The sequence below is a fragment of the Paludibacterium paludis genome (genome assembly GCF_018802605.1).
GTDB classification, from domain to species: domain Bacteria; phylum Pseudomonadota; class Gammaproteobacteria; order Burkholderiales; family Chromobacteriaceae; genus Paludibacterium; species Paludibacterium paludis.
In genome coordinates this window covers 369,150-392,980 of the sequence record NZ_CP069161.1, presented here as the reverse complement: position 1 = coordinate 392,980, position 23,831 = coordinate 369,150, and the positions used below count along the sequence as shown (strand labels likewise).

Annotated in this window: 24 protein-coding genes and 1 tRNA gene; 16 read left to right on the top strand and 9 right to left on the bottom strand. The window is 63.5% G+C overall.

What is annotated here, in order from left to right:
• Positions 1–149: 149 nt before the first annotated feature.
• The 4 genes from JNO50_RS01795 to JNO50_RS01780 all read left to right on the top strand — a co-directional run bounded on the left by JNO50_RS01795 (position 150) and on the right by JNO50_RS01780 (position 4,072).
• Entirely contained in the window at positions 150–899 is a 750-nt protein-coding gene (locus JNO50_RS01795; RefSeq protein WP_189533497.1) for a GNAT family N-acetyltransferase, read from the top strand.
• A 58-nt stretch (positions 900–957) separates the two neighbouring features.
• Positions 958–1,677: a tRNA (N6-threonylcarbamoyladenosine(37)-N6)-methyltransferase TrmO gene (gene tsaA / locus JNO50_RS01790; protein ID WP_189533500.1), complete on the top strand. Its 720-nt coding sequence runs from the start codon at positions 958–960 to the stop codon at positions 1,675–1,677.
• 40 nt (positions 1,678–1,717) lie between these two features.
• Positions 1,718–2,710 (top strand): Tim44 domain-containing protein, encoded by a 993-nt coding sequence (locus tag JNO50_RS01785; protein ID WP_189533502.1) that lies wholly within the window; start codon positions 1,718–1,720, stop codon positions 2,708–2,710.
• A gap of 159 nt (positions 2,711–2,869) precedes the next feature.
• A complete protein-coding gene (locus JNO50_RS01780; protein ID WP_189533504.1) occupies positions 2,870–4,072 on the top strand; it encodes a sensor domain-containing phosphodiesterase in 1,203 nt (400 codons plus the stop codon).
• Positions 4,073–4,075: 3 nt separating this feature from the next.
• Here the strand turns inward: JNO50_RS01780 and JNO50_RS18880 are convergent, their stop codons facing one another.
• A complete protein-coding gene (locus JNO50_RS18880) occupies positions 4,076–4,258 on the bottom strand; it encodes a helix-turn-helix domain-containing protein (RefSeq protein WP_229804623.1) in 183 nt (60 codons plus the stop codon).
• 115 nt (positions 4,259–4,373) lie between these two features.
• Here JNO50_RS18880 and JNO50_RS18875 point away from each other — a divergent pair, with 115 nt between their 5' ends.
• Together JNO50_RS18875 and JNO50_RS01765 are read left to right on the top strand one after the other, a co-directional pair.
• Positions 4,374–4,664, top strand: a complete 291-nt coding sequence (locus tag JNO50_RS18875; RefSeq protein ID WP_229804625.1) for a hypothetical protein — start codon at positions 4,374–4,376, stop codon at positions 4,662–4,664.
• Between the two features lie 254 nt (positions 4,665–4,918).
• A complete protein-coding gene (locus tag JNO50_RS01765; RefSeq protein ID WP_229804629.1) occupies positions 4,919–5,080 on the top strand; it encodes a hypothetical protein in 162 nt (53 codons plus the stop codon).
• An 18-nt stretch (positions 5,081–5,098) separates the two neighbouring features.
• On the opposite strand, the gene JNO50_RS01760 is transcribed toward JNO50_RS01765, so the two are convergent.
• The 3 genes from JNO50_RS01760 to JNO50_RS01750 form a co-directional block, all read right to left on the bottom strand.
• Entirely contained in the window at positions 5,099–5,698 is a 600-nt protein-coding gene (locus JNO50_RS01760; protein ID WP_189533506.1) for a BON domain-containing protein, read from the bottom strand.
• Complete coding sequence (locus JNO50_RS01755) at positions 5,695–6,285, bottom strand: phosphoheptose isomerase (RefSeq protein ID WP_189533507.1); 591 nt, start codon at positions 6,283–6,285, stop codon at positions 5,695–5,697. The genes JNO50_RS01760 and JNO50_RS01755 overlap by 4 nt, the downstream gene beginning before the upstream one ends.
• A 124-nt stretch (positions 6,286–6,409) precedes the next feature.
• Complete coding sequence (locus JNO50_RS01750) at positions 6,410–7,585, bottom strand: penicillin-binding protein activator (RefSeq protein WP_229804630.1); 1,176 nt, start codon at positions 7,583–7,585, stop codon at positions 6,410–6,412.
• Between JNO50_RS01750 and rsmI the strand changes: the two genes are divergently transcribed.
• Positions 7,565–8,461 (top strand): 16S rRNA (cytidine(1402)-2'-O)-methyltransferase, encoded by an 897-nt coding sequence (gene rsmI / locus JNO50_RS01745; RefSeq protein WP_425325364.1) that lies wholly within the window; start codon positions 7,565–7,567, stop codon positions 8,459–8,461. The two genes, JNO50_RS01750 and rsmI, sit on opposite strands and share 21 nt — an antisense overlap.
• Before the next feature lie 65 nt (positions 8,462–8,526).
• A tRNA-Leu gene (locus tag JNO50_RS01740) sits at positions 8,527–8,611 on the top strand.
• A 70-nt stretch (positions 8,612–8,681) separates the two neighbouring features.
• On the opposite strand, the gene JNO50_RS01735 is transcribed toward JNO50_RS01740, so the two are convergent.
• Positions 8,682–9,539, bottom strand: coding sequence for a GGDEF domain-containing protein (locus JNO50_RS01735; protein ID WP_189533511.1), 858 nt, complete (start codon positions 9,537–9,539; stop codon positions 8,682–8,684).
• 171 nt (positions 9,540–9,710) lie between these two features.
• Here JNO50_RS01735 and JNO50_RS01730 point away from each other — a divergent pair, with 171 nt between their 5' ends.
• The 8 genes from JNO50_RS01730 to JNO50_RS01695 all read left to right on the top strand — a co-directional run bounded on the left by JNO50_RS01730 (position 9,711) and on the right by JNO50_RS01695 (position 22,144).
• Entirely contained in the window at positions 9,711–11,957 is a 2,247-nt protein-coding gene (locus JNO50_RS01730; protein WP_189533513.1) for a glycoside hydrolase, read from the top strand.
• Between the two features lie 74 nt (positions 11,958–12,031).
• Entirely contained in the window at positions 12,032–14,143 is a 2,112-nt protein-coding gene (locus tag JNO50_RS01725; protein ID WP_189533515.1) for an FUSC family protein, read from the top strand.
• An 86-nt stretch (positions 14,144–14,229) separates the two neighbouring features.
• Positions 14,230–15,924: a sensor histidine kinase gene (locus tag JNO50_RS01720; protein ID WP_189533517.1), complete on the top strand. Its 1,695-nt coding sequence runs from the start codon at positions 14,230–14,232 to the stop codon at positions 15,922–15,924.
• Positions 15,921–16,283: a response regulator gene (locus tag JNO50_RS01715; protein ID WP_189533519.1), complete on the top strand. Its 363-nt coding sequence runs from the start codon at positions 15,921–15,923 to the stop codon at positions 16,281–16,283. The genes JNO50_RS01720 and JNO50_RS01715 overlap by 4 nt, the downstream gene beginning before the upstream one ends.
• A 216-nt stretch (positions 16,284–16,499) precedes the next feature.
• A complete protein-coding gene (locus JNO50_RS01710) occupies positions 16,500–19,091 on the top strand; it encodes a TonB-dependent receptor plug domain-containing protein (protein WP_189533521.1) in 2,592 nt (863 codons plus the stop codon).
• Positions 19,092–19,111: 20 nt separating this feature from the next.
• Positions 19,112–19,933: a TatD family hydrolase gene (locus JNO50_RS01705; protein WP_189533523.1), complete on the top strand. Its 822-nt coding sequence runs from the start codon at positions 19,112–19,114 to the stop codon at positions 19,931–19,933.
• 97 nt (positions 19,934–20,030) lie between these two features.
• The gene (locus tag JNO50_RS01700) at positions 20,031–21,662 is read left to right on the top strand and encodes a methyl-accepting chemotaxis protein (protein WP_189533525.1); all 1,632 of its coding nucleotides are present in this window, start codon (positions 20,031–20,033) and stop codon (positions 21,660–21,662) included.
• Positions 21,663–21,673: 11 nt separating this feature from the next.
• Positions 21,674–22,144 carry a hypothetical protein gene (locus tag JNO50_RS01695; RefSeq protein WP_189533527.1) on the top strand — a complete coding sequence of 157 codons (471 nt, stop codon included), beginning with the start codon at positions 21,674–21,676 and terminating at the stop codon, positions 22,142–22,144.
• On the opposite strand, the gene JNO50_RS01690 is transcribed toward JNO50_RS01695, so the two are convergent.
• The 4 genes from JNO50_RS01690 to tatA are packed head-to-tail and all read right to left on the bottom strand — an operon-like array spanning position 22,120 to position 23,827.
• On the bottom strand, positions 22,120–22,482 hold the full coding sequence (locus JNO50_RS01690; protein WP_189533529.1) for a DUF2069 domain-containing protein: 363 nt from the start codon (positions 22,480–22,482) through the stop codon (positions 22,120–22,122). The genes JNO50_RS01695 and JNO50_RS01690 overlap by 25 nt on opposite strands.
• Entirely contained in the window at positions 22,479–23,210 is a 732-nt protein-coding gene (tatC, locus tag JNO50_RS01685; protein ID WP_189533530.1) for a twin-arginine translocase subunit TatC, read from the bottom strand. The genes JNO50_RS01690 and tatC overlap by 4 nt, the downstream gene beginning before the upstream one ends.
• On the bottom strand, positions 23,207–23,617 hold the full coding sequence (gene tatB / locus JNO50_RS01680) for a Sec-independent protein translocase protein TatB (protein WP_189533532.1): 411 nt from the start codon (positions 23,615–23,617) through the stop codon (positions 23,207–23,209). Before tatB ends, tatC begins: the two co-directional genes overlap by 4 nt.
• 9 nt (positions 23,618–23,626) lie before the next feature.
• Entirely contained in the window at positions 23,627–23,827 is a 201-nt protein-coding gene (gene tatA, locus JNO50_RS01675) for a Sec-independent protein translocase subunit TatA (RefSeq protein WP_189533534.1), read from the bottom strand.
• Positions 23,828–23,831 lie beyond the last annotated feature (4 nt).

Below are 23,831 nucleotides of genomic sequence, written 5' to 3'. Positions count from 1 at the left end.
CTCGATTGAATGCATAAGTGTCTGATTTCACACGAAGCCGGCCGTCACACGGGATTCATCGCGACGTCACGGCACGGTCATATGACCGACACGTTATCGTCAACTGCCGTCTTTACGATGAGGCTCATATTTCGAGGGAGACAAACTTCATGCAGCTTAACGAACGGCTTGCTTCTCGACGCGACGCCCGGCTGACCGTCCGGGTCGCCACCAACTCCGAAGACATCTATCGCGCCCAGAAACTCCGCTACGAAGTGTTCGGCATCGAAATGGGCGCGACACTTGCATCCGCCGCCCAGGGCATCGATACCGACGACTACGATGCGCTGTGCGACCACCTGATCGTCGAGGACCGCGCTTCCGGCCTCGTGGTCGGCACCTATCGCATGCTTCCGCCCGATGCGGCGCGGCGGGCCCCCAGCCTCTATTCCGAGCACGAATTCGATCTTGGCCGTCTGTCGACCATCCGCGAGCACCTGATTGAAGTTGGCCGGTCTTGTGTCCACAAGGAATTCCGTTCCGGCGCCGTGATCGCACTGTTGTGGTCGGGTCTTGCCGATTACGTGGGGCGTCATGGCGGCCGGTACCTGGCCGGCTGTGCGAGCGTCAGTCTTGCCGACGGCGGCCATCAGGCGGTCAGCCTTTATCGCCAGCTCGAAGGCCGGCACTTGTCGCCGTCCGAATGGCGGGTCACGCCGCACTTGCCGCTGCCGCTGCATGAAGTCCAGGATGATGCCGCCCCGGCGCCGATGCCTCCGCTGATCAAAGGCTACCTGCGTGCCGGCGCGTATGTGTGCGGGGAGCCGGCCTGGGATCCGGATTTCAATTGCGCCGACTTTTTCATGCTGCTGCCGATGAGCCGGCTGACCGGTCGCTACAACAAGCATTTCGTCGGCTGACACACCAGAATGCAGGGCCGGAGGAGACGTCCGGCCCCTCCGCCGCTAGAATGGCGGGATGACCTACCGCTTCGAGCCCATCGGCATCATCCGTTCACCCTATCGGGAAAAATTCGGCATACCGCGCCAACCGTCTCTGGCCGCTTCGGCCCGCTCGACCCTGGTCCTGCGGACGCCTTACGACCATCCCGACACGGTGCGCGGGCTCGCCGATTTCTCCCATGTCTGGATCCAGTTCGTTTTCCACGACACGGCGGCGCGCGGCTGGTCCTCGCTGGTGCGCCCTCCCCGCCTGGGAGGCAACACCCGGGTCGGCGTCTTCGCCAGCCGTTCGACCCACCGGCCCAATCCGATCGGACTGTCGCTGGTGGAGCTTGTCGAGGTCCGCACCCGCAATGGAGTGGAGCTGATCCTTGGCGGCGCGGACCTGATGGACGGCACGCCGGTGCTCGACATCAAACCGTATATTCCCTTTGTGGAGTCCATCCCTTCGGCCAGGGCGGGTTTTGTCGACGGTCCGCCGGCGCGGCTCGCTGTCGACTGGAGCGGCGAGGCGCTTCGGCAAGCCTCGGACCTTGGCTTGCGCCGCGAGGAACGGGCACTGATCGATGAAGTTCTCGCCCAGGATCCGCGCCCCGCGTATCAGGATGACCCGCAGCGCCACTACGGAGTGACGCTTTTTTGCTACAACGTGCGCTTCCGGATAATGAATGACAAGGTCGAAGTCCTTGAAATTCTGCATGACGGACAGAACTATTCACCGGTGCGTGAGTCATAGACCCTGCACCAACCCACTTTGCTCATTTGGAGACACACACATGACATCCCGTGCGAAGACGATTCTTCTCGCCTTCTCCATGGTTTCCCTCGTTGCCGTTCAGACCGCCGAAGCCGGCCGGATTGGCGGCGGACGCAGCAGCGGCATGCGCCGCTCGGCGCCGGCTCAGTCGTATCAGCGTCAATCGCCGCCGCCCCAGCAGGCGAATCCGCAATACCAGGCTCCGGCACCCCAGGCTCCGGCCGCCCAGCCCCAGAAAAAAGGCATCGGTGTCGGTACGGCCGTCGCGGCCGGTGTGGCGGGAGCAGCGGTCGGCTACATGGCCGGCAAGGCGATGAACGACAACCATGCCGCCCCCCAGGGACAGGCCCAAACCCAGGCCCCCGCTCCCGTTGACCAGCAACAGGGCACCGCCAACGACAGCTGGGGCCAACCCGCCCGTCCGGCATCCTCCGGCACCCCCTGGGGTCTGATCCTGATTCTGGGCGGTCTGCTGGCAGCCGGGCTGTTCTGGTTCCGCCGTCGTGTTGCGCCGCCCGCTCCGGCCCAGGCTCCGGCCGACGCCATGGCCCGCGCCAATACCGCCGCGCCGACCGGCTATGACGCCGTACCGAGAATCGGTTCCGGCCTTGGCGCCGCCGCCTACCCCGGCACGGCGCCGACCCGCCTGAGCGACGGCACGGAAACCCCGAACTTCCTGCGCCAGGCGAAAGCCACGTTCCTGCACCTGCAAAGCCTCAACTCGCCAGACAGCCTGGAAGAAGTGCGCCGCTACATGACGCCCGACCTCTTCGAAGCGATCAGAAGCGATATCGCCGGCAATACCGAGGTCGCGGATTTCCCGCAACTGGACTGCCAACTGATCGAAACCAACGAGGAGTACGGCGGCCGCCACGTGGCCAGCGTGCGCTTCTCCGGCACGGTCAGCGAGACGGTCAACGCGCCGGCGGTTCCGTTCACCGAAACCTGGCACTACATCAAGGATCCGTCGACCAACGGAAAATGGCTGGTGGCCGGTATTCAGCAAGACTGACGACACACAACAGTCCCAGGAAAAACCCCGTTCGCACGGGGTTTTTTTTCGCCGGCAAGACAAAGTGTTCTAAACTGGAATGCCGTTTGCTTTAGAAGACGAAAGAAAGCGGCATCGCCAACCGGCGAGGCAAGGCTTGGATTGTCAGGAATTCAGAATATGACTTCGTTAATCAGTGACGCCGCGGGCATCACGATCGGCAGCCACTTCCACCCCATATACAGTCTCGCCCATCGCCGCACCGTCGGTCTGGAAGGCCTGCTTCGCGCGACGGCGGATGGTCAGCCGCTCGAACCGCTGGACGCCTTCGCCCGCATTCCCTCCACGGAGCGCCACCGCTTCGACCTGGAAGTCGCCACCGCCCATGCGACCCGTTTCCAACCGCTCGCGCAAGGACCCAACTGGCTGTTCCTCAATGTCGACACCGCTTCCATGCTCCGGCCCGATCAGGCCGCCCGACTCGCCGATACGCTCCTGGCCACGGGGATCGACCCCCAGTCCGTGGTGCTGGAGGTACTGGAGCACGCGCTGGAACTCGACATCCAGCTGATCGCCGCTCTGACCACCCTCAAAAAAGCCGGCTTCCTGGTCGCCGTCGACGACTTCGGCGTCGGCCCCTCCAACCTCGACCGAATTTGCGAACTGGCACCGGAATTCGTCAAATTCGACAAACACCTGCTGCGCGGGGCAAGCACCCAGCCCCGCATTCGCAATCTGCTGCACCGACTGGTGCACCTGATGCACGATTCCGGAGCACTGGTCATTCAGGAAGGCGTGGAAACCGAGACGGATGTGCTGCTGGCCCTGGAGTCGGGATGCGATCTGATCCAGGGGTATTACCCCGCCAGACCGGCGGAGCACCCCGACAGGGATGATGTCATCACACCACGCATCGACGCGCGCTGGGATGAATTGATGGTGCGCGACCTGCTCAAGCGCAAGATCACCCGGCGCCAGCTCGAACTGGCGCGTCAATCGTTCGTCCAGACCGCGATATCGCTGATCCAGAACACGCCTTTCGACGAAGCGGCCAAGCCGCTGTTGAGCATGCCGGACGCCATCCGCTGTTTCCTGCTCGACAGCGAAGGCCGCCAGATCGGCCGCAATCTCGATAGCCTGCCGGGACGAAAAGCCGCCGGCAAACCGAAATTCGCACCGCTCGCCGACACCACGGGGGCGGTCTGGTCGCGCCGGGCCTACTTCCAGCACGCAGTGGACCAACCCGGGGTGCTATACATGAGCGAGCCCTATCTGTCGATGACCGATACCCGCAGCTGCGTGACGCTGTCCATGGCGATCGAGATCAACGAGGCGCTTCACGTGTTGTGCGCCGACATCCTCTCGCCTCACGGCACGCGCTGACCGCTACTCCAGGCTGCTCAGCAGTTCGGTAAGCTGCCTGTCCAGCGCGTCGCGGTTGCGCGCGGACAGGCCGGAGAGGATGGCCTGTTCGTTGGCGACATGCGCAGCGACGGCGCCTTCGATCAGCTCAAAGCCGACGTCCGTCAGCTGCACCAGCAGGCTGCGCGCGTCCTCTTCGCTCGACACGCGCGTATCCAGCCCTTGGCTTCCAGTACCTTCAGGCGATGGGTCATCGTGCCCGACGTCACCATCAGCGAAGAGAACAACGCGTGGGCGCCAAACAGTACGGCGCACCCGAGCGGTGCAGCGTCGCCAGCATATCGAATTCCCACCCGCTCAGGCCGAACTCGGCGAACACCTCGTCAAGGCGCTACCGAAGCAGCGCCGCGCATCGCCCAAGACGGCCGATGATCCCCATGGCCGCAAGTTCCAGATCGGGGCGCTCGCGCCGCCACTGCGCAAGGATTGGGGAAGACGGCTGCTGTTGTCGGCGCTGAATATTGGCGTGTTCCAAGCACTGCGTTTCATGGCCGCTTACCGGTTGCCGGGGGATTGGCCGCCGTGGTGGGAGCCGTTCAGCCGCTTCTGGTGATGGGACTGGCATGGGGCGTGGACCGGCGCAGGCCCGCTCGGCTGGCGCTGGTGGCAAGCATCGCCGGGATAGCCGGCATGGCCGCGGGCACTTTCCTGACCCGCCGCTGCGCACGGCGGCACCGATCACCGCCCTGACAGGCTGGCAGTTGCTGCTGGGCGGCGCGATGCTGTTTCCCGCCTCTGCCAGCGCTGTCCGCATCGGTATGGCTGGCCTACCTGTTATGGTTTCGAGGCGTCACCCGGCTCTCCCCGGTGGCGGTGTCCTCGCTCGGACTGCTCAGCCCGATCATGGCCGTGGCGCTAGGCTGGCTGGTGCTGGAACAGACCATGTCGACGGTGTCGCTTTTCGGAATGGCCACGGTACTGGCCAGTGTGCTGGCTGTCCAATGGAACAGCGCCGCCACGCAAGCATGACGGCGCTGACATGGTGAATCAGGAAGCGGCGGAAGGAACGGATTGAAGGGTTTCGAACAACGGAACCACCTTCTGGACGCCGGAAGTGGAGCGCACGATGTCGACCACCGCCTGCCCCTCGGCCTCGGTGACAAGACCGAGCAGATAGGTCACCCCCCGTTCGGTGACCACTTTCACGGTCTGCGACGGAATGTTCTTGCCGTCGATCAGGCGGGCACGAACCTTGGTGGTGATCCAGGTATCGTTGTTGCGCTGGGAAAGCGGAGAGGCCGGTTCGAGCGTCGTGTAGTTGTACACCTTGCGCACATTCGGGATGGCGCGGACCGTCAACTCCACCTGGCTGCGGGACGCTTCATCGGGCACTTCCCCGGTAATCAGCACGGCGCGATTGTAACTGTTGATATTGATATGAGCCGCCGGATAGCGCGACGATAACTGGGAGAGCAGTTTCACTTCGATGCCCTGGTCGTCGACATAGGCGCCGCTCGTTCTGCGGTCCGAGGCGACAAGGGCCGCGCCGCCGACCGCCGCGCCGGCGACAAGGGGCACGCACGCCGTCAGTTGCGTTCCGGCGACGAGGCCACCCAACAAGGCAAGGCATAATCGTTTCTTCATCATTCCCCTCCAAGCAACATGTAGTCGATCGCATCGCACAAGGCGTGGATCAAGAGGATGTGAACCTCCTGGATGCGCGCGGTGCGCATCACCGGCACGTTCAGCTGGATATCCTCGGGAGAGAGGATCTCACTGATTTTGCCGCCGTCCTTGCCGGTCAGGGCGATAACCCCCATGCCACGCTCATGCGCGGCATAGATGGCCTCGATCACGTTCGCGGAATTGCCGGACGTGGAAATCGCCAGGAGGAGGTCGTTGGTATGGCCCAGGGCCCGCACCTGTTTGGAGAACACCATGTCGAAATCGTAGTCGTTGCCGATCGCCGTCAGCGCCGAGGAGTCGGTCGCCAGAGAGATCGCGGCAAGTCCGGGACGCTCCTTTTCGAAGCGGCCGACCATTTCGGCGGCAAAATGCTGGGCATCGGCGGCGGACCCTCCGTTGCCGCAGGCAAGAATCTTGCCCTCGTTCATCAGGCAGGCCACCATGCGTTCGGCGGCCACCGCCACGGCTGGCGACAGCATCTCGCGCGCGGCCTCCTTGGCCGCGATGCTTTCCAGAAAATGTCTGTTGACTCGATCGATCAGATCCATGTCCATCCTTCATAGTGCCGGCACCAGCCAGCCTGTTCGTAGTTGGCGGGCCAGATGTTTCGACCCGATCCTTCCCGCCAAGTTTCATTAATTGTCCGGCCGGACCCGCCTGGCCGGACATGCGTTATTTGGCCGCGGGAACACCGACAATGGAAACAGGCTGGGTGCGTTCGAACTGACGGTCGCGCCCCAGCCGCAGATTGCCCGTCACACCATTGATCGATAACCCCGCGTAGCCGGTTCTGGCGTTATAGGGGGCGGTTGCCAGCTCGACCGCCAAGCGGTAGGCATCGATGCCCAGCGCGTAAAGCCGTTCGGTCTGCATGGTCAGCAAGGCCGCGGGGCGCGGATAACGTTTCACTTCGGGCTGTTCCGGCATCAGGAACCAGGGCATGTCGACGAAACGCGCGCCCGCCAAAGCCGCCTCCGGCTGCCGGCCGTTGATCACCGAAGTGCCGTAAACGGCCAGGCTGCCGGGCAAGGCGGCGCGAACCTGTGCCGCGGCGCGACTTTCAAGCGCCAGAAAAACCCCGTCGGCCTGGGCCGCCGCCTCGCCGAGCGCCTTGGCGTCATCGGCGCCAGCCGTCACCGGCGGTTTACCCGCACGCAACTGCCACTGCCGGGAAAAGGCTTCGGCGAGGCGACGCTCCAGGGGATCGGCGCCGACCACGACCAGCGGAGCCGCGCGCCCATCGTCATTCATCAGGTTGGCCACCTGCTTCGCCTCGCCTTCCACGGACAGCGACAGGCTCATCAGGCGCGGATTGGCCACCGGCTTCTCGAACGTATTGAGCGCCAGGGTCGGCACGCTCGCAAACGGGGCGATCGCCGCGATGCCCGAGCGGGTCAGCGGACCGACGATGACCGATACGCCCCCCTTGACGGCCGCCCGGTAGCGGGCGACGACATTGTTTTCCTGTTCGTCGACATACACGACCTGCGCCGCGCCATCCGTGGCGGACGCGGCGTCGAAGCCCTGCCGCACAACGGACGCCGCCTCGCCGAACAGGGGCGATTCGGTCGGCAGCACCAGCGCGATGCGCAGCATGGGCCGGGGCTTGCCATTGGCCGCCGCGGGCATCGGCGCGGCCGGCAACGAGGCCGGCGCGGTGACGGCGCCGGAAGGCTGCGCGCCCGCCGCTTCGCTGGCGGCGCGGCGGTCCGGTTTCGTCAACGGCTTGAGCGGCGCGTTGTTCAGTTCGATGATATAGTCCGGAGCCTGGGCATGCGCCATGCCAAGCCAGGCCCACACCAAGCCCACCACCAGCGGAGAACGCCCTTGCACTCGTCGTTTGCTCACTTGATCGATTCTTCCCGGGAAAATTTCCGTCGTGGAACATTATATGTGCTGGCCACGCCCATTGGAAATCTGGCGGATATCACGGCCCGCGGCATCGCCGCGCTGATGGCGGCCGACGTCGTGTGCGCCGAGGATACCCGGGTCACGGGGCAACTGCTGTCGGCCTACGGCATTCACGCAAGGCGGCTTGTCAGCCTGCGCGAGCATAATGAGCGAGGCATGGCCGAACAGGTTATCCGCTGGTTGTCGGAAGGACAGATCGTGGTACAGGTTTCCGACGCCGGCACCCCCGCGGTGTCGGATCCCGGCGCCCTGCTCGCCGCCGCCGTGCACCAAGCCGGCTACCCCGTGTGCCCTCTGCCGGGCGCCTCCGCGGTTGTCGCCGCGATGTCCGCCAGCGGAATCACCGCGCAAGGATTCCTGTTTTTCGGATTCCTGTCGGCCAAGCAGGGCGAGCGCAAACGCCAGCTCGAAGCCTGGCTTGACGCCCGGCACGCCATCGTCTGCTACGAAGCGCCGCATCGCATCGCCGACACCCTCGAAGACATGGTCGACGTGCTCGGAGAAGGCCGCCGGCTGGTCATGGCCCGCGAATTGACCAAGACCTTCGAAACGATCCGGGCTCTCCCCGCCCGTCAGATGCTCGACTGGGTCAACAGCGACAGCAACCAGCAACGCGGCGAGATCGCCCTGATCATCGATGCCGCGCCCGCCGTCCCGCGTGACGGGGAGCTGGACGCCGAAACGGTGCGGATCCTCACCGTCCTCGCGGCCGAACTGCCGACCAAACAGGCGGCCGGCCTTGCCGCGAAACTCTCCGGCGCCAGCAAGAAAGCGCTGTACGACCTTGCCCTGGAAATCAAGCAGCAAAGCTGAACGGCCCGGCCTAACGATTTCGTTTACAAGACTTCGGGGATTCGTTAAACTTGCCCCTTCGAGTCGCCCGGGTGGCGAAATCGGTAGACGCAGGGGACTCAAAATCCCCCGCCGCAAGGTGTGTCGGTTCGAGTCCGACCCCGGGCACCAAACCACGACTCGGCACATTGAACCGCGCAGCGCACGCTCCGCGGTTTTTTGTTGCTCATTTCCATGCGAATCAGAGCGACATGAGCCTGTTCTCACCGCCGCTTTGCGCCAGACGCAGAGCCTGGTTGGCCCGCGAGTACAAACTGTCGGCCGTATCGTTGGCGCGCAGGCAGGTCAGGCCGGCCGAACAGGTATAACCGAAATCCGGAGCGTGCCGCAGCGGCCGCTGGGTGCGCAGTCCGCCGACAATCCGGGCGGCGACCTTTCTGCCCTCGCTCTGATCGACATTCCGCAAAATCACCATGAACGATGCCGTGCCGATCCTGCCGACCGCATCGCCGCCACGCACGGTTTGCTGGATATGGCGGGCGAAGTGCCCCAGCACCGTGTCGCCGCCAAGGTGCCCGCGCTCGTCATTGATCCGGCGGAAACGATCAATCTCGAAAACCGCCACGCATACCCGGTCCGCCCGCTCCGCCACGACGCTCTCAAGCCCGGTGAAGAGAAAATGGCGGTTGCCCACACCGGTCAGGACGTCGGTATGGACATCGCGCAAGGAAATGTCGCAAGCCTGGCGCAATTGCCGCTCGGCCTCGCGGATCGGCGTCATGTCCGCACCGACGCACAGCAGCCAGCCCTGTTCCTCGACCGTTTCGGTCATCATGATCCAGCGGCCGTCCGCCAGCTCCACCTCGTACGAGCGAAACGGCTGGGCGCGGCGCATCGCGTCCGGCTCGGCGAGCGCATTGCGCGGCATCAGCGCACCCCGGGCCGGATGCTCAGTGGCCGCGACATCATAGGCCCGGCAAAATGCCGGGTTGGCGAAGCGCAGAACATCCTGTTCGTCAAAAAGGGCGACAAGCAGCGCCGTGCGTTTGTGCAATTCGAGAAGCTTGTGCTCCAGCGTCGGAGACAAATCAATAGTCATGCGCGTTTCCTGCGTTGCCGTCGGACAGCGCCAACCTCCGGGGCGTCCTGATTTCACTCTATCGGAGGCGACGGCGAATGCAAGATCGCAATCGGCGATGAACTTTTCGGGATGCCGGGCTGTCGAGTGTTGACCAATATACATACGGTGTTTCCGATGCGAGAAGTCATCATGAGTTTAGGGCGTCGACTGGCTCCGGCGTGCCTGGCGGTCTTTCCGGCATGGGCATTCGCCGGGATTGTCCTGACCACCCCGGACTGGCAGGTGGAGATCGATCCGGCAACGCTCGCCATCGTCGCGACCCCGACCGGGCGCGCGCCGGTTCCCGTGTCGTCGGGCAATACGGCACGGCAGGTCGGCAAACTGGAAACCGGCGGCAACCGCGCCAGTTGGCAATGGGAAAACGGAGCAATCCGTCTCGCAGCGCGGCTGGAAGGCACGGATCTGCTGCTGACAGTGCACGCGGAACGGGACGGCGAGATCGCCCTGATCAACCAGCCGGGCAAAGCCATGGGCAGGGGGTTGATGCTGCCGCTTGCCGAGGGCAGCTATTTCCCGGCGGGAGATCCGCTCGGGCAACGCTTTTTGCCGGCCCACGCCAAAGCCGGCATGAATACCTCCCAGGACCTCGGGCTGCCGATGTGGGGGCTTGACCACGGCTCCTTCACCCTTTCCTGGCTGATCCTCAATCCTTTCGGCAACACCCTGTCCTTCACCGGCAGCGTCGACGGCCTCGCCATGACCTTGACGCACCGGACGACGCCGCTCGATCGCCAGGAGCCGGCCCTGCTGATGCTGCACCTTGGCAAAGGCAATGACCTGCTGGCCGGCGCCCGCCGCTACCGGCGGTGGCTGAAGGATGAGCACCGCTTCGTAGCCCTCGCCGACAAGATCCGCGCGCGGCCGGCCATCGCGAAGCTGGTCGGCGCGAGCCACGCCTACCTCTGGGGCAACGGCCTGCTGGGCGAGGGAGATATCCGCGACTGGCCCGCCTGGCTTGCCACGCTCAAGAGCGAAACTCCGCTGGCACGCGATCTGCGGCGCCACTTCGAACCGGAGGAGCGGCGCCTGCTCGGACGCGTCACGGCCTTGCCCGACCGCTATCAGAAGCGCGTCCTGCTGGCCGCCTTCAATCAGGCGGCGGCCCAACTGGCACGCGACGCCACACTCACCGGATCGCCGGACTGGGACAACCTGGGGCCGGTGTACGCCAAGCTGCGCGACGCGGTGTACGACACGTTTTCCGGCTCGCTGGGACCTGACCGGACGCGCTTCGGCGGCACATTGTCGGTCAGGAACGTTAACGCGCTGGAAGAGGCGGGGTTACGGCGATTGTGGCTCGGCGCGGAAAGCTGGGAAGGTGGCCTGTGGCACCCCGAGGCCGTTGCGGCGGGTATCCGGGCGGGGTTTCTCATGAGCACCTACGACTCCTATGAAACCGCGCTCAAGCCAGGCATACGGCAAGACTGGCTGTCCGCCCAGCTGGGTGAGCGCGCTTACCGCGACTGCGGCATCATCGACGCCGCGGGCAAGTCCGTGGCGGGCTTCATGGGCGAAGGGCGCTACACCAGCGCGGCGTGTGTCAGACCGATCCTGCAAAAACGGGTGACCGCGCTGCGCGAGGCGGCCGGCTTCAACAGCTGGTTCCTCGACGCGTACGCGACAGGGATGGTGTTCGATGACTACCGGCCGGGCAAACAGCGCGGCCAGGCCGGGCAGGCCGTCGACAACGAGGCCAGCATGGCCTGGGTGGGGGAGCGCTTCGGCATGCCGGTCGGCTCGGAAAACGGCAACGCGGCGACATCGCTCGGCATCGATTTCGCCCACGGCATGCAGGTGCCGGTACTGGGCTGGGGCGACGCGGACATGCAAAAGAACCGCGCCTCGCCCTACTTCCTGGGCCGCTGGTATCCCGACGGCGAGCCGGAGGTGTTTTTCAAGCCGGTTCCGCTCAAGGAACCGTTCCGGACCGTTTATTTCGCGCCGGAATACCGCCTGCCGCTCTATCAGGCGGTGTTCCACGACTCGATCATCACCACCAACCACTGGCTGTACGACAACCTCAAGTTCACCAATGTCCGGGATGACAACCTGCTCGCCCAGATGCTCTACAACGTGCCGCCACTGGTGCACCTGAGCACGGGCACGCTGCCGGCCCGAATCCGCGTGTTGACATGCGTCGACCGGTTTTTCCGGCCGCTGCACGAACGGCTCGCCACCGTCGCGCTGACCGGTTTCGACTGGCTGTCCGACGACCGGAAAGTGCAGCGCACCCGTTTCGCCGACGGCACCGAACTCATTGCCAACTTCAGCAACGAACCGCGAGTCGCGGCAGACCGCGCGCTGGCGCCGCTCAGCCTCCTCGCCCAGGAGCCGGGCAAACCGCCCGGGATCTTTTCCGCCAAACACTGCAGGTAGTTTCCGTATGACACGTTTACGGCTATGCTGACAGCGGTCACGGTCAGGCGCATTATTCAGTGGATTCGTTTTTCATGCCATCGCTACAGGATCTCAGGCGGTATCTGCTGAGCCAGCACAGCTTCAGTTCATTGCGCATGACCCTGGGCATCGTGCTGCCCGCCTCATTGCTGATTTTCGGGTTCGGCATGAGTCTGACCGGCCTCGCCTGCTCGGTCGGGGCCTTGTGCGTCGCGCTGATCGACACCCAGCCGTCCGGCCTGGGCATCAAGCTGCGCGAACTGGCGGTGGGCACGCTCGCCGTCATGGCGACCGCCTCGCTCACCACCCTTGCCCAGGGTCAGCCCGTCCTGCTCTGGGTCATTGTTCCGCTGGTCAGCTTCCTTGGCGCCTTCGCCATGGTGTTCGGCCCGCGCGCCTCGGTGCTTGGCCTGAATGCCGTTCTGGTGATGATTCTGGCGCTGACACTGCACGACACGGCCCCCCACGCCATCGCGCCGTATCTGGGCGGCCTCTTGACCGGCTGCCTGGGGTACGCCGTCATCAGCCTGCTGTTCGCCCACTTCCTGCAACACCCCACACACCGACGGGCACTGGGCGAATGTCTGTTCAACACGGCCGGCTACCTGACGGCCCGCTCCCGCTGCTACGATCCCGAGATCCCTCTCGAGCAGTGCTATCAGGCCCTGCTCGAACGCCAGATCGCGGTTCAGGAAGCCCAGCAGATGGTCCGTGACCTGCTGCTGAACGACCTGTTCGGCCGCAACCCGTCCACACTCGATCCGGAGCGGGTCCGCCAGTTCAATCTGTTCGTCGATGTCGTCGACCTGCACGACATGGTGTTGTCCGCGCAAACCGATTTCGAAACCCTGCGGGAGCAATTCGACGGTAACGACAGTCTGATCTTCCTGCGCGACCTTCTGGAAAAGAACGCGCACGAAGTCGAGCGCATCGCCGAGGCCGTGGTGCTCAACCGGCCGTTGCGGCCGTATCACAATACCCGCGCAGAGCTGACCGCCTTGGCGTTCGAATTATCTGCGGCGTCGGCCTCCGGACTTGAAGCGCAGAATCCCGCCGCGTTCCTCGCCTTGAAAACCAGCCTCGATCGCGCCGAACAGGTCAAGCGCATGGTCGACAAACTGCACGCCGACCTGCTGTCGACCAGCAACACCACGCCACTGCGCATGAGCGCCGTCGTCTCGCGCTTCCGGCCGCGCCACACCTTGTGGCAACGCCCGAAACGCTGGCTTGCCGGGCAGGCGCTGCGCTACGCGCTGCGATTCACGCTGGCCATGTCCGTCGCCCTGGCGGTCACGCGAAGTTTTCCCGACGACCACGGCAACTGGATCCTGCTGACCGTCATGGTGGCCTTGCGGCCCGGGTTCGGCCAGAGCCGGGAGCGCGGCATGCTGCGCATCAAGGGCACGCTCGCCGGCTGCGCCGCCGCGGTGCTGTTTCTGATGGCGGCGCCCAGCGTGATCGCCCAGTTCGCGCTGATGCTGGCCGCGCTGCTTGTCAGCCTGAGCCTGATGCAACGCAATTACCTTGTCAGCGTGTTTTTCACATCGATCGAAGTGGTGCTGTTCTACCACCTGCTGGTGCCGGCCGATTGGCATCTGGCCTACACCCGGCTCCTGGATACCGGCATCGGCGCTGTCATCGCGCTGGGCGCGGCGTATCTTTTCCCGTTCTGGGAAAACCGGCTGATCCGGCCGCAACTGGCCGCCCTGCTCGCGAGCTTCCGAGACTACTTCTCCGCCACCGGCGCGCTCACGCCGGATGGAGAACTGGATTACCGGCTGGCACGCCGGGAAACGCTGCTGGCGCTGGGCACCCTCTCCGCGACCCACGCCCGCATGATGCTGGAACCCGAGTCGCGCCGGATGCTGCCGGGGGATACCCGCCGCCTTTTGCTGATCAGCCAGCAGCTGGCTTCGGAAACCGCCGCTCTCGCGCATTGGCTCAAGCAGTCCGAAGCGCACCGGGAGGCCGCCCTGGACGCCTTGGGCAGAGCCGACCGCCTGCTGGCGCTGACCGAGGTTCCTGTTCTGGACAATGAGCCTCAAGCGCCGCTGTGCTCGCCGATCGCGGATCCCGCCGTCGCCAACCTGCCGCACACCGCCTACAGCGTCATGCGCGTCGCGCGGCGCATCCGCTATCCGCAAACCTTCGACGTGACACGCTAAAACGCGGGGACAGGGAAGGATGCGTGCCAGTTTGACGGGCATGCACTAGACTTGAATCAACTGCTTCTGACAACGAGTGTGTCCCGATGACGAGACGCCGTTCCTTTTTCGTGAGTCAACCGGCCGGCTTCTGGCTGATATGGGGATTCACCCTGATCCTGTTCCTGCTTATCGCCATCGGCATTTCCTACAAGATCCACAGCGAAAGACAGCAGGAGATCGAAACCCTCCAGCGTAACAGCTACAACCTCGCCCGCATGGTTGAAGAGCACACGTTGCGCACACTCAAAAGTGTCGATCAGGCCGTGCTGTTTCTCAAGTTCCAGTATGAAAAGCAAGGCCGCGACATCGATATCCAGCATTATGTCCAGGAAGGCATGATCATCAGCAAGCTGTTCAACCAGCTGGGTGTCATCGATGAACACGGCAAATACATTCTCAGCAACCTGCCCAATCACAAAGTCATCGATCTGCACGACAGGGAACACTTCCGCGTGCATATCCAGCGAGACTGCAACTGCCTGTTCGTCAGCAAACCGGTGCTCGGACGCGCCAGCGGCAAATGGTCGATCCAACTCTCGCGCCGGATCAACAAACCGGATGGCAGCTTCGGCGGCGTCGTTGTGGTCTCGCTTGATCCTTACTACTTCACCAGTCTCTACCGGGATGTGGACCTGGGCAAACAAGGGGTGATCACCCTGCTCGGACTGGACGGCGTGGTGCGCGCCCGCCGGTCCGGGGACGAGATCAGCGTCGGCCAGAAAATCACCGGCTCGCCGGCCATCCGGCTTGCCGCCACTCGCGACGACGGTTTCTACGATAACGCCAGTCTGGTCGACAGGATCTATCGTCTCTACGCCTTCCGCAAACTCAAGGATTACCCGCTGATCGTGCTGATCGGCGTCTCGTACGATGAGGCGATGGCCGATTTCAACACCCGGGTCACCCAGTATCAGGCGTTCGGCGCATTGTTCAGCGCGATTTTGCTGATTTTCGCTCTCATGACGACACGGCTGATCAGCCGCCAGGAGCGCATCTCCCAGGAGCTTGACCAGGCGCGGCTCAAGGCGGAGGAAGGGAACCGGCTCAAGTCCGAATTTCTGGCGTCGGTATCCCATGAACTCCGCACGCCATTGAACGGCATCATCGGCTACGCGGAACTGCTGGAGGACAGCCTGGACGAAGCGAGTCTGAGGGACTATGCCCAAACCATCGGAACCAGTAGCCACCACTTGCTGAAGCTGGTCAATTCGATCCTCGATCTGGCGAAAATCGAGGCCGGCAAGATGTCGCTGCAGCCTGAAACCATTGTGATCGAATCGCTGCTGCAGCAAACCCATGCCGCCCATCTCCCCGAGGCGGCCAAAAAATCCCTTGTTCTGTCGTATTCCGTCGCCGACGGCACGTCGCAGATATTGCAGTGCGATCCTTTGCGGGTCAGGCAGATACTCAACAATCTGGTCCACAACGCCATAAAATTCACCGCGGCGGGCTCCGTCTCCCTGCTGGCGCGAAGCCAGGACACGAATATCGAATTCATCGTCTCCGACACGGGATGCGGCATCGCTCCGGAACACCTCGCGGTCATTTTCGACAAGTTCCGCCAGGTGGAGGGATTCATCGACCGCGAGCAGGGGGGCGCCGGACTGGGGCTGGCGCTCAGCCGCCAGTTGGCGGAGTTGATGGGGGGGAGCCTGACCGTCTCATCGGAAATCGGGCATGGCAGCACCTTCACCCTCTCCCTGCCCGCGAACACCGCAGCAAACAAGGAAATTCCATGAAAGTACTCATCGTTGACGACCAGGAAGTGAATCGCAAACTCCCGCTGGCCATCCTGGCGCGCCGGGGCGTGGACGCCGTTGCGGTGACAAGTTGCGAAGAAGCCCTCAGCCTGCTGGATGAAGACAGCGGCTTCGATTGCCTGCTGCTGGATGTCAGCCTGCCGGGCATGACCGGGACGGAGCTGTGCCACTACCTGAGAACCGAGCACCCGGAGCGGAAACTGCATATCGTTGCCTATACGGCTCATGCCTTTGCCGATGAGCGGGCCCGCATCATGGACGCCGGATTCGACGATCTGCTGATCAAGCCGATCAACCGCGATGGCCTGCTCCAATCCCTTGGCCTCGCCCTGCAATAGATTCATTTGGAATTTTATTAGCCGTACATATCATTTCATACGTAAATATCATTGCGGTAAAGTCGGCACATCCACATACAGTATTTTGTATCCATGATGATCGCCGACTTTTTGCCTCCCCTGCTCCTGTTCCACTGTCGTTCGCGCCGATCCGGCTGAAACGGTCCCCTTCATCCGGACGGCGCTCCGAGAGATAACGAACAGGAAGCCTCCAACATGCTCAAACATACTGTGCTCATCGCCGGCATAGGCACGGCGCTGCCATTGGCGCACGCCGCCGGCGCGGCCGATCCATCGGCCATCACGGCATTGGAAAAAATCACCGTCACCGGGTCCAACCTGCGCGCGACCGCCAGGGCCGGCGCCAATCCGGTGCAGGTCATCAGCGCCGCCGACATCGCCAAAAGCGGCAAAAGCGATCTGCCCGATCTGTTGCGTTCCCTGTCGGCCAACAGCGGCAACAGCTTCAACGAGCAATTCACCGGCAGTTTTTCCGCGGGAACGGCGGGCATTTCGCTGCGCGGCCTGGGTCAACGCAATACCCTGATCCTGGTCAACGGCAAACGCGTGTCCAATTACGCCACCGCGCAGAATCTGCAGGAAACCTTCGTCGACCTGAATTCACTCCCGCTGCGCGCCGTCAAGCGCATCGAAATCCTGAAGGACGGCGCATCGGCGATTTACGGCTCCGATGCCATCGCCGGGGTGGTCAACATCATCCTCTACCCGGACTACAACGGCGTGGAAACCGGCATCACGGTCGGACGGGACTTCGCCACCGGTCAGGATGAAAAAACGCTGCGTCTTCTCGCCGGACACGGCTCGCTGGAAGAGGATGGCTACAATGTCTGGTTCGCCTTCGATGCCCAAAAACGCGATCGCCTCGACAAGAGCCAGGTGGCCTGGCTGAAGGACGGCGATTTTCGTGGCTACCCCGGTGGCGACCTGAATCGCAACGTCACCAACTATTACGGCACGGATCCGACCAACCGCTTTCCCCGGGTGAGCGGCCCTCTGGCGGACACCGACTACGCCACCATCAATCCGGAAAAAAGCGGTCGTGTCTGGTCCTACAATCCTGCGGACTATTCGACCCTGATCCCGGGTATCGAACGGTATCACGCGGCGCTGCGCGGCACCTTGAAACTGAATGCCTCCACCACGGCCTACGCCGAGTTTCTCTTCAGCTCCAGCCGCAGCCAGCAGATTTTCGGGGCGCCGCTCACCATCAGCAGTTCGCTGCGCGCCTGGGATGCCAAAACCCAGGCGCTGGTTCCGATCAGCAACGTTCTGCCGGTCGGCCACCCGGATAATCCGAACTCGACCCCGACCCCCGTCAACGCCACCCTGTTCGATCTGGGTACGCGCTACAAGAGCGACACGGTGCTGTTCCGGCGTCTGCTCGCCGGTTTGAAAGGCACCACGGGAAACTGGGACTGGGACATTTCCGGAGCCTATTCGGACAGCCGTATGCGCGAGTACGCGACCAACTTCGTCAATCGCTACGCTTTTGAAAACCTGCTCAAATCGGGCGGCTACAGTTTTACCGATCCTGCGAAAAACACCCGGGCGGTACGCGACAGCCTCAGGTTGTCGACCCTGCGGCCGGCTTGGTACCGGATCGCCACACTCGACGCCACCACTGGCACGGAATTGCTGGAACTGCCGGCGGGCCCCCTGGGATTCGCCGCCGGGTACCAGTTGCGCCGCGAATCGATGAATTCGCGCACGTCCGACGCGGTGGAAACGGGCTCGGAGCTGCGCCCGGCGCTGAACATCATCAACGGCGCCCGCACCGTCCAGGCGGCCTACGCCGAAGTGAACGTGCCGGTGCTGCGCTCGCTGTCGCTCAGCGGCGCCCTGCGGGCCGACCATTACAGTGACTTCGGCAATGCCTTCTCCCCCAAGCTGGCCATCCGCTATCAGCCGCTGGACAGCCTGGTTCTGCGCGGTTCGGTATCCCGCGGTTTCCGCGCGCCGTCCCTTCCGGAAATCACCAACAGCACCGGCGTGAGCTACGGCTCCGTGATCGATCCGCTCGATCCGGTCACGCCCAACCGCTCGGTCGGCATCACGCATCTGACCGTCGCCAACCCCAATCTGCAACCGGAGCGCTCCACGAACGCCAACCTTGGCGTGGTGTTCTCCCCGACCGCCACCACCAGCGTCTCGCTCGACTACTACCGCATCCGCCAAAGCAATATCATCGGCACGGAAAGCGCCCAGTACATCGTGCGCCACCCGGAGCAATTTCCGGGACGCGTGGTGCGCGACGCCCAGGGCAAGCTGGTCAGCATCAGCCAGCAGTTCGTCAACCTGAACCGGCGCACCACCTCGGGCATCGATGCGGATCTGAAACAGGTCGTGTCCTTCGGCGCCGCGGGCAAACTGGTGCTGGCCGCGCAGTGGAGCCGTCTGCTGTCATACCGCGAACCGCAGCAGGCCGGCGGCGCCCCGGTGGAAGGCGCGGGCAACAATGCGCTGGGCTCGCTGCCGAAGTGGAAAGGCACCTCCTCGCTCGGTTGGGAGACGGCGCAATGGTCGAGCACGCTCAGCTGGTTCCACACGGGCGGCTACAAGCAGACCGTGAAGGACAAGGACGATACGCCGGACAGGGTGCGCAGCTACAACACCTTCAACCTGGCGGCCAGCTACAAGGGCTTCAAGCGCACGACACTGACGGCGTCGATCCAGAATCTGACCAACCGCCGCCCGCCCTGGGACCCCTCCTCGGACGGTTTCGACCTGACCCAGGCCGACCCGCGCGGCCGGGTATTCACGATCGGAGTGGACTACACCTTCAACTGAAAGCGGTTTACCATGAAGCGATGACCCAGCATAACCCACCCGCCGCGCGCTTCCCGGAGTCCCCCGTCCCGGGCGGCCTGATCGATTCGCACTGCCACCTGGATGCCCCGGAGTTTTCGGGAAACCGGGAGGCGGTGGTGCGCGCGGCGCAGGATGCGGGCATCGGACAGATCCTGGTGCCGGCCGTCCACGCCGGTCAGTTCGCCGACACGCTCGCCATGCGCGAGCGCTTCGGCTGCTGGATTGCGCTGGGACTGCATCCGATCTACCTTGCGCGCCACCTCGACGAGCATCTGGACATACTGGAGACGGCGCTTGTCGAGCACCGGCCGCAAGCGCTGGGCGAGATCGGACTGGATTTTTTCGTGCCCGGGCTGGCTCCGGCGCGCCAGGAATGGTTGTTCGTCGAGCAACTCAAGCTGGCGCGCCGTCACGATCTGCCGGTCATCGTCCACATCCGCCGCTCGCAAGACCGCGTTCTCAAGTATCTGCGCCAGCACCCGGTGCGCGGCGGCATCGCCCACGCGTTCAACGGCAGCGTCCAGCAAGCCGGCGAATTTCTCAAGTTGGGCCTGAAACTGGGTTTCGGCGGCGCCATGACCTACAGCGGATCCACCCGCATCCGCGCGCTTGCCGCCACCTTGCCCGACGAGGCGCTGGTTCTCGAAACGGATGCGCCGGATATCCCTCCCGAATGGGCTCAGAACCGGCCCAACCAGCCTTCCGCGCTCGCCCGCATCGCCGCCGTGCTCGCCGAATTGCGGAGCACGAGCCCGGAAGCCGTCGCCATGCTGACCGCGCGCAATACCCTTGACGCGCTGGGGTTGCCGCAGATCTCTTAGCAAAGTCCATCTTGAAATCGAGGGAAACCCCGCCAAGAATGAAAAAAAACATAACAGCCATCAACAAATGGCTGGTTTTTGGCGAACGGGAACCATCATGAAAAATATGTCGATTGCCGCGCGGATCACGGCCGGGTTTGTCCTTTTGCTGGGACTCATGTTCGCGTGCGGTCTGACCGGGACGATTGGCCTGTCCCGGATCGATGCCAAAGTGCAGGAGGTCACGAGCGGAGACTTGGCCTTTTTCAGCGCCATGAGCGATCTGAAAACCGCCATGGGTAACCTGAGGCGCTTTGAAAAAGACACCTTCATCAATATCGAACACCAGTCCAAGCGCGACGAGTACATCGAAAAGTGGAAAGGCGCGCTCGCGCAGGCCCGCGAAGCGCTCAAGCATGCCCAGGGCAAATCCTCGGACCCGTCCACCAACGACAAACTCGGCAATCTGTCGGCCCTTCTTGGCAAGTACGGCGACGGCTTCATCGCCGTCACCGGGCAGATCTCCGCGAAAACCCTGGCCACGACGGCGGAGGCGAACCGTGGCATGGAGCAGCACAAGGAAAGCATCCACAGCATGGAGGGGCAGTTGAAGGATCTGTCCGCCATTGCCCAGCGCGCCGCCGACGAATTGAGCGCCCATATCGACGAGACCGCGTCCAGCGCGCGAACGGCCATGATGTCCTTGTTGGCGGTCGCCATGCTGGCCGGCCTCGCCCTGGCCTTCGTCATCGTCCGCTCGATACGGACCCCACTGAACATCATGAGCCGGCAAAGCCGCGCCCTGGCGGAAACCGGCGATTTGAGACAAACCCTGCCGCAGTTCGGCCGCAATGAACTGGGCACGGTGGCCAGCGCGCTGGCGACGCTGGTCGACAGCGTGCGGTCACTGATCCGGGAATCACACGGTCACTCCTCGCAGTTGGTCAATGCCGCCGATCAGCTCAGCCAGGTCAGCCGACAGGTCGCCAACGCCTCGCGCAATCAGAGTGAAGCGGCGGCGGCCAGCGCCGCGGCGGTGGAGGAGATGACGGTCAGCATTCACGTCGTGGCGGAAAGCGCGCAAGGCGTCGAGGAGCAGGCGCTCAACACCAATCGCAAGGCCGAAGAAGGCGTTGTTCTCGCGGAAAAGGCGGCGCAAGAGATCCGTCGCGTGGCGCAAGGCATCGCCACGACATCCGAAGTGATCAGTCAACTCAACCATCGGTCGGGAGAAATCGGCGATATCGTCAAGGTGATCCACGATATCGCCGATCAGACCAATCTGCTGGCGCTGAACGCCGCCATCGAGGCGGCCAGGGCGGGAGAGATGGGCCGGGGATTCGCCGTGGTCGCCGACGAAGTCCGCAAGCTCGCCGAACGCACCAGCCTCGCCACCTCGGAGATCGCCTCGCGCATCACCGGTGTTCAGCACGACACGCAAAGCGCCTATCAGAGCATGCAAGAGGCCAATGCGTCGATCGACAGCAGCGTCGCGGGCGCCCAGAGCGTGTCGCAAACGCTGGAGGATATCCGCAACTTTTCCCAGCACACGGTCGATCGCATCTCGGACATCGCCCACGCCATCAAGGAACAAAGCGAAGCGAGCCAGAGCATCGCCAGGAATGTCGACCAGATCGCCCAAATGAATGAAAGCACCAGCAGGGCCGTGGAGGACGCCAGCGCCCTCGCACAACAACTCACCTCGCTGTCGGGCGCGCTCGACACCACGTTGAACAGGCTGACGGCGTAAGAAAGGATGCCATGCCCTATGTGACCTATCGCAGTGACGGGGAAGTGGAAGGACTGTTTCGCGAACCGGCGCGGGATCGGGATTTTCTGCCGCTGGACAATGCGAAGGTGCTGCACTTCCTGCTCGAGGAGGACGCCCGATTCGCCGCCAGTCTGCTCGATGCCACCGACTCGTGTTACCGGATACTGTTGCAAGGCCTGATCCATCTTTGCGGCGACCGCGGCCTGCTCGATTCACCCCGGGCAGATGGCGAACAGGCCATCCGTCTGGACGCGCTGATCGACCGGGTGGAGGGCGGCGAGCCCGAAGCGCGGCAATCGCTCGAACTGTCCGACACCAAGGCCGTCAGGGTGATCGAGGACATCATCAACCTGCTGATCGAGAAAGGGCTGTTCGCCTTCGATGAGTTGCCGCAGGCGACCCGCCAATTGCTGATGGTGCGCCGCGAACTTCGCTACTACCTGGCCGACGACGAGAGCTGAGCGCGCCGCCGCTCCCGGATATAGCCCAGCACCGCCAGGAAAAACAGCGTCGACAAAGTGGCCTCTGCAAGCGCGAGATCGCGCGACAGGCCTTTGTCGGCCCATCCACGCATCACGCCTTCGGTGAAGAACAGCAGGATGAACATCGACGACCACTGGTAGGTGTAGACCCGCTCCTTGAGGATGCCGCGCAGCGGCAACAGCAACAACACCGCCTTGAGCGCGAGGAACGAGCCGCCCGGCCGGATCGGCGCGAGCATAAGCTCCCAGGCAAGGCACAGCATGATCAGGGCGATCAGGGAGGCGATGGCAGTCCAATGGTAAGCGCGTTGTTTCATGACGCCTCCCCCCGGCCGCCGCGCTGCATCAGCACCACGGCGAGAATGCCGACTTCGTAAAGCAGCCACAGCGGCACGGCCAGCAGCGTCTGGGACAGCACATCGGGCGGGGTCACCACCGCGGCGACCACGAAGGCGCCGACAATCACGTAAGAGCGCATCTTGCGCAGGCTCTCCAGGGACACGACACCGATCCTCGCCAGCAACACCACCACCACCGGAACCTCGAACGCCATGCCGAAGGCGATGAACATCCCCATCACGAAGGAGAGGTATTTGTCGATATCGGTCATCATCGCCACGCCTGTCGGGGTGACCCCGGCCATGAAGCCGAACACCACGGGAAAGACCAGAAAATAGGCGAACGACATACCGACCAGAAACAAGATCATGCTCGACACCACGAGCGGCACGATCAGGCGCTTTTCATGATGGTAAAGCCCGGGCGCAACGAACGCCCAGATCTGGTAGAGGGAATGCGGCAGCGACAGCAGGAACGCCACCAGCATGGTCACCTTCACCGGCACGAAAAACGGCGCGGTGACATCGATGGCGATCATCTTCGAGCCGGCGGGCAAATGTTCCAGCAAGGGACGGGCAAGCAGATGATAAATATCCGCCGACCAGTGAAACAGCGCGACGAATACCAGAAAAAATCCGATCAGTGCGCGCAACAGGCGCTGACGCAACTCGATCAGGTGCGCCAGCAGAGGTTGTTCTTCGGTCATCGATGCGTCGGGTCAGTGGAAATGGGAGGCGCGTCTTCACGCGGCGGGGGCAGTTCCTCGAACAGGTCGAGCTGATTTTCGTCGCGGACTGGCGCCGCCGATCCGATCTGCGGGGCCGGCGGCTCCTCGGCCGGAAACACCTCCACGGCCTCGCGCGCCGAGCGCACTTCCGACTCGAGCTGCGCGGAGAAATGCCGTGCCGTGGCCTCGACATCCTGGCGCAGCAGGGCGAGTTCGTCGAGCCTCGCCTCCTGCCCGATGTCGGCTTTCACGCTCGCCACGAAACGCTGGGCACGCCCGACCAGGGCGCCGAGGGTGCGGGCGACCTCGGGCAACCGTTCGGGGCCGAGCACCACAAGCGCCACCCCTCCGATCAGCAGCAACTCGCCAAAACTGATGTCGAACACGACGGCGCCTTACTTTTTGTCGTGATCCGCGTCGATGACACGGCCGGATTCGGGTTTGTCGGCCTTGTCCTGTTCACCTTTCATGCCGTCCTTGAAACCGCGGATGGCGGCGCCGAGGTCCTTGCCGACATTCGGCAGTTTCTTGGTGCCGAACAGCAGCACGACGACGGCCAGGACAATAAGCCAATGAAAAATGCTGAAAGAACCCATGATG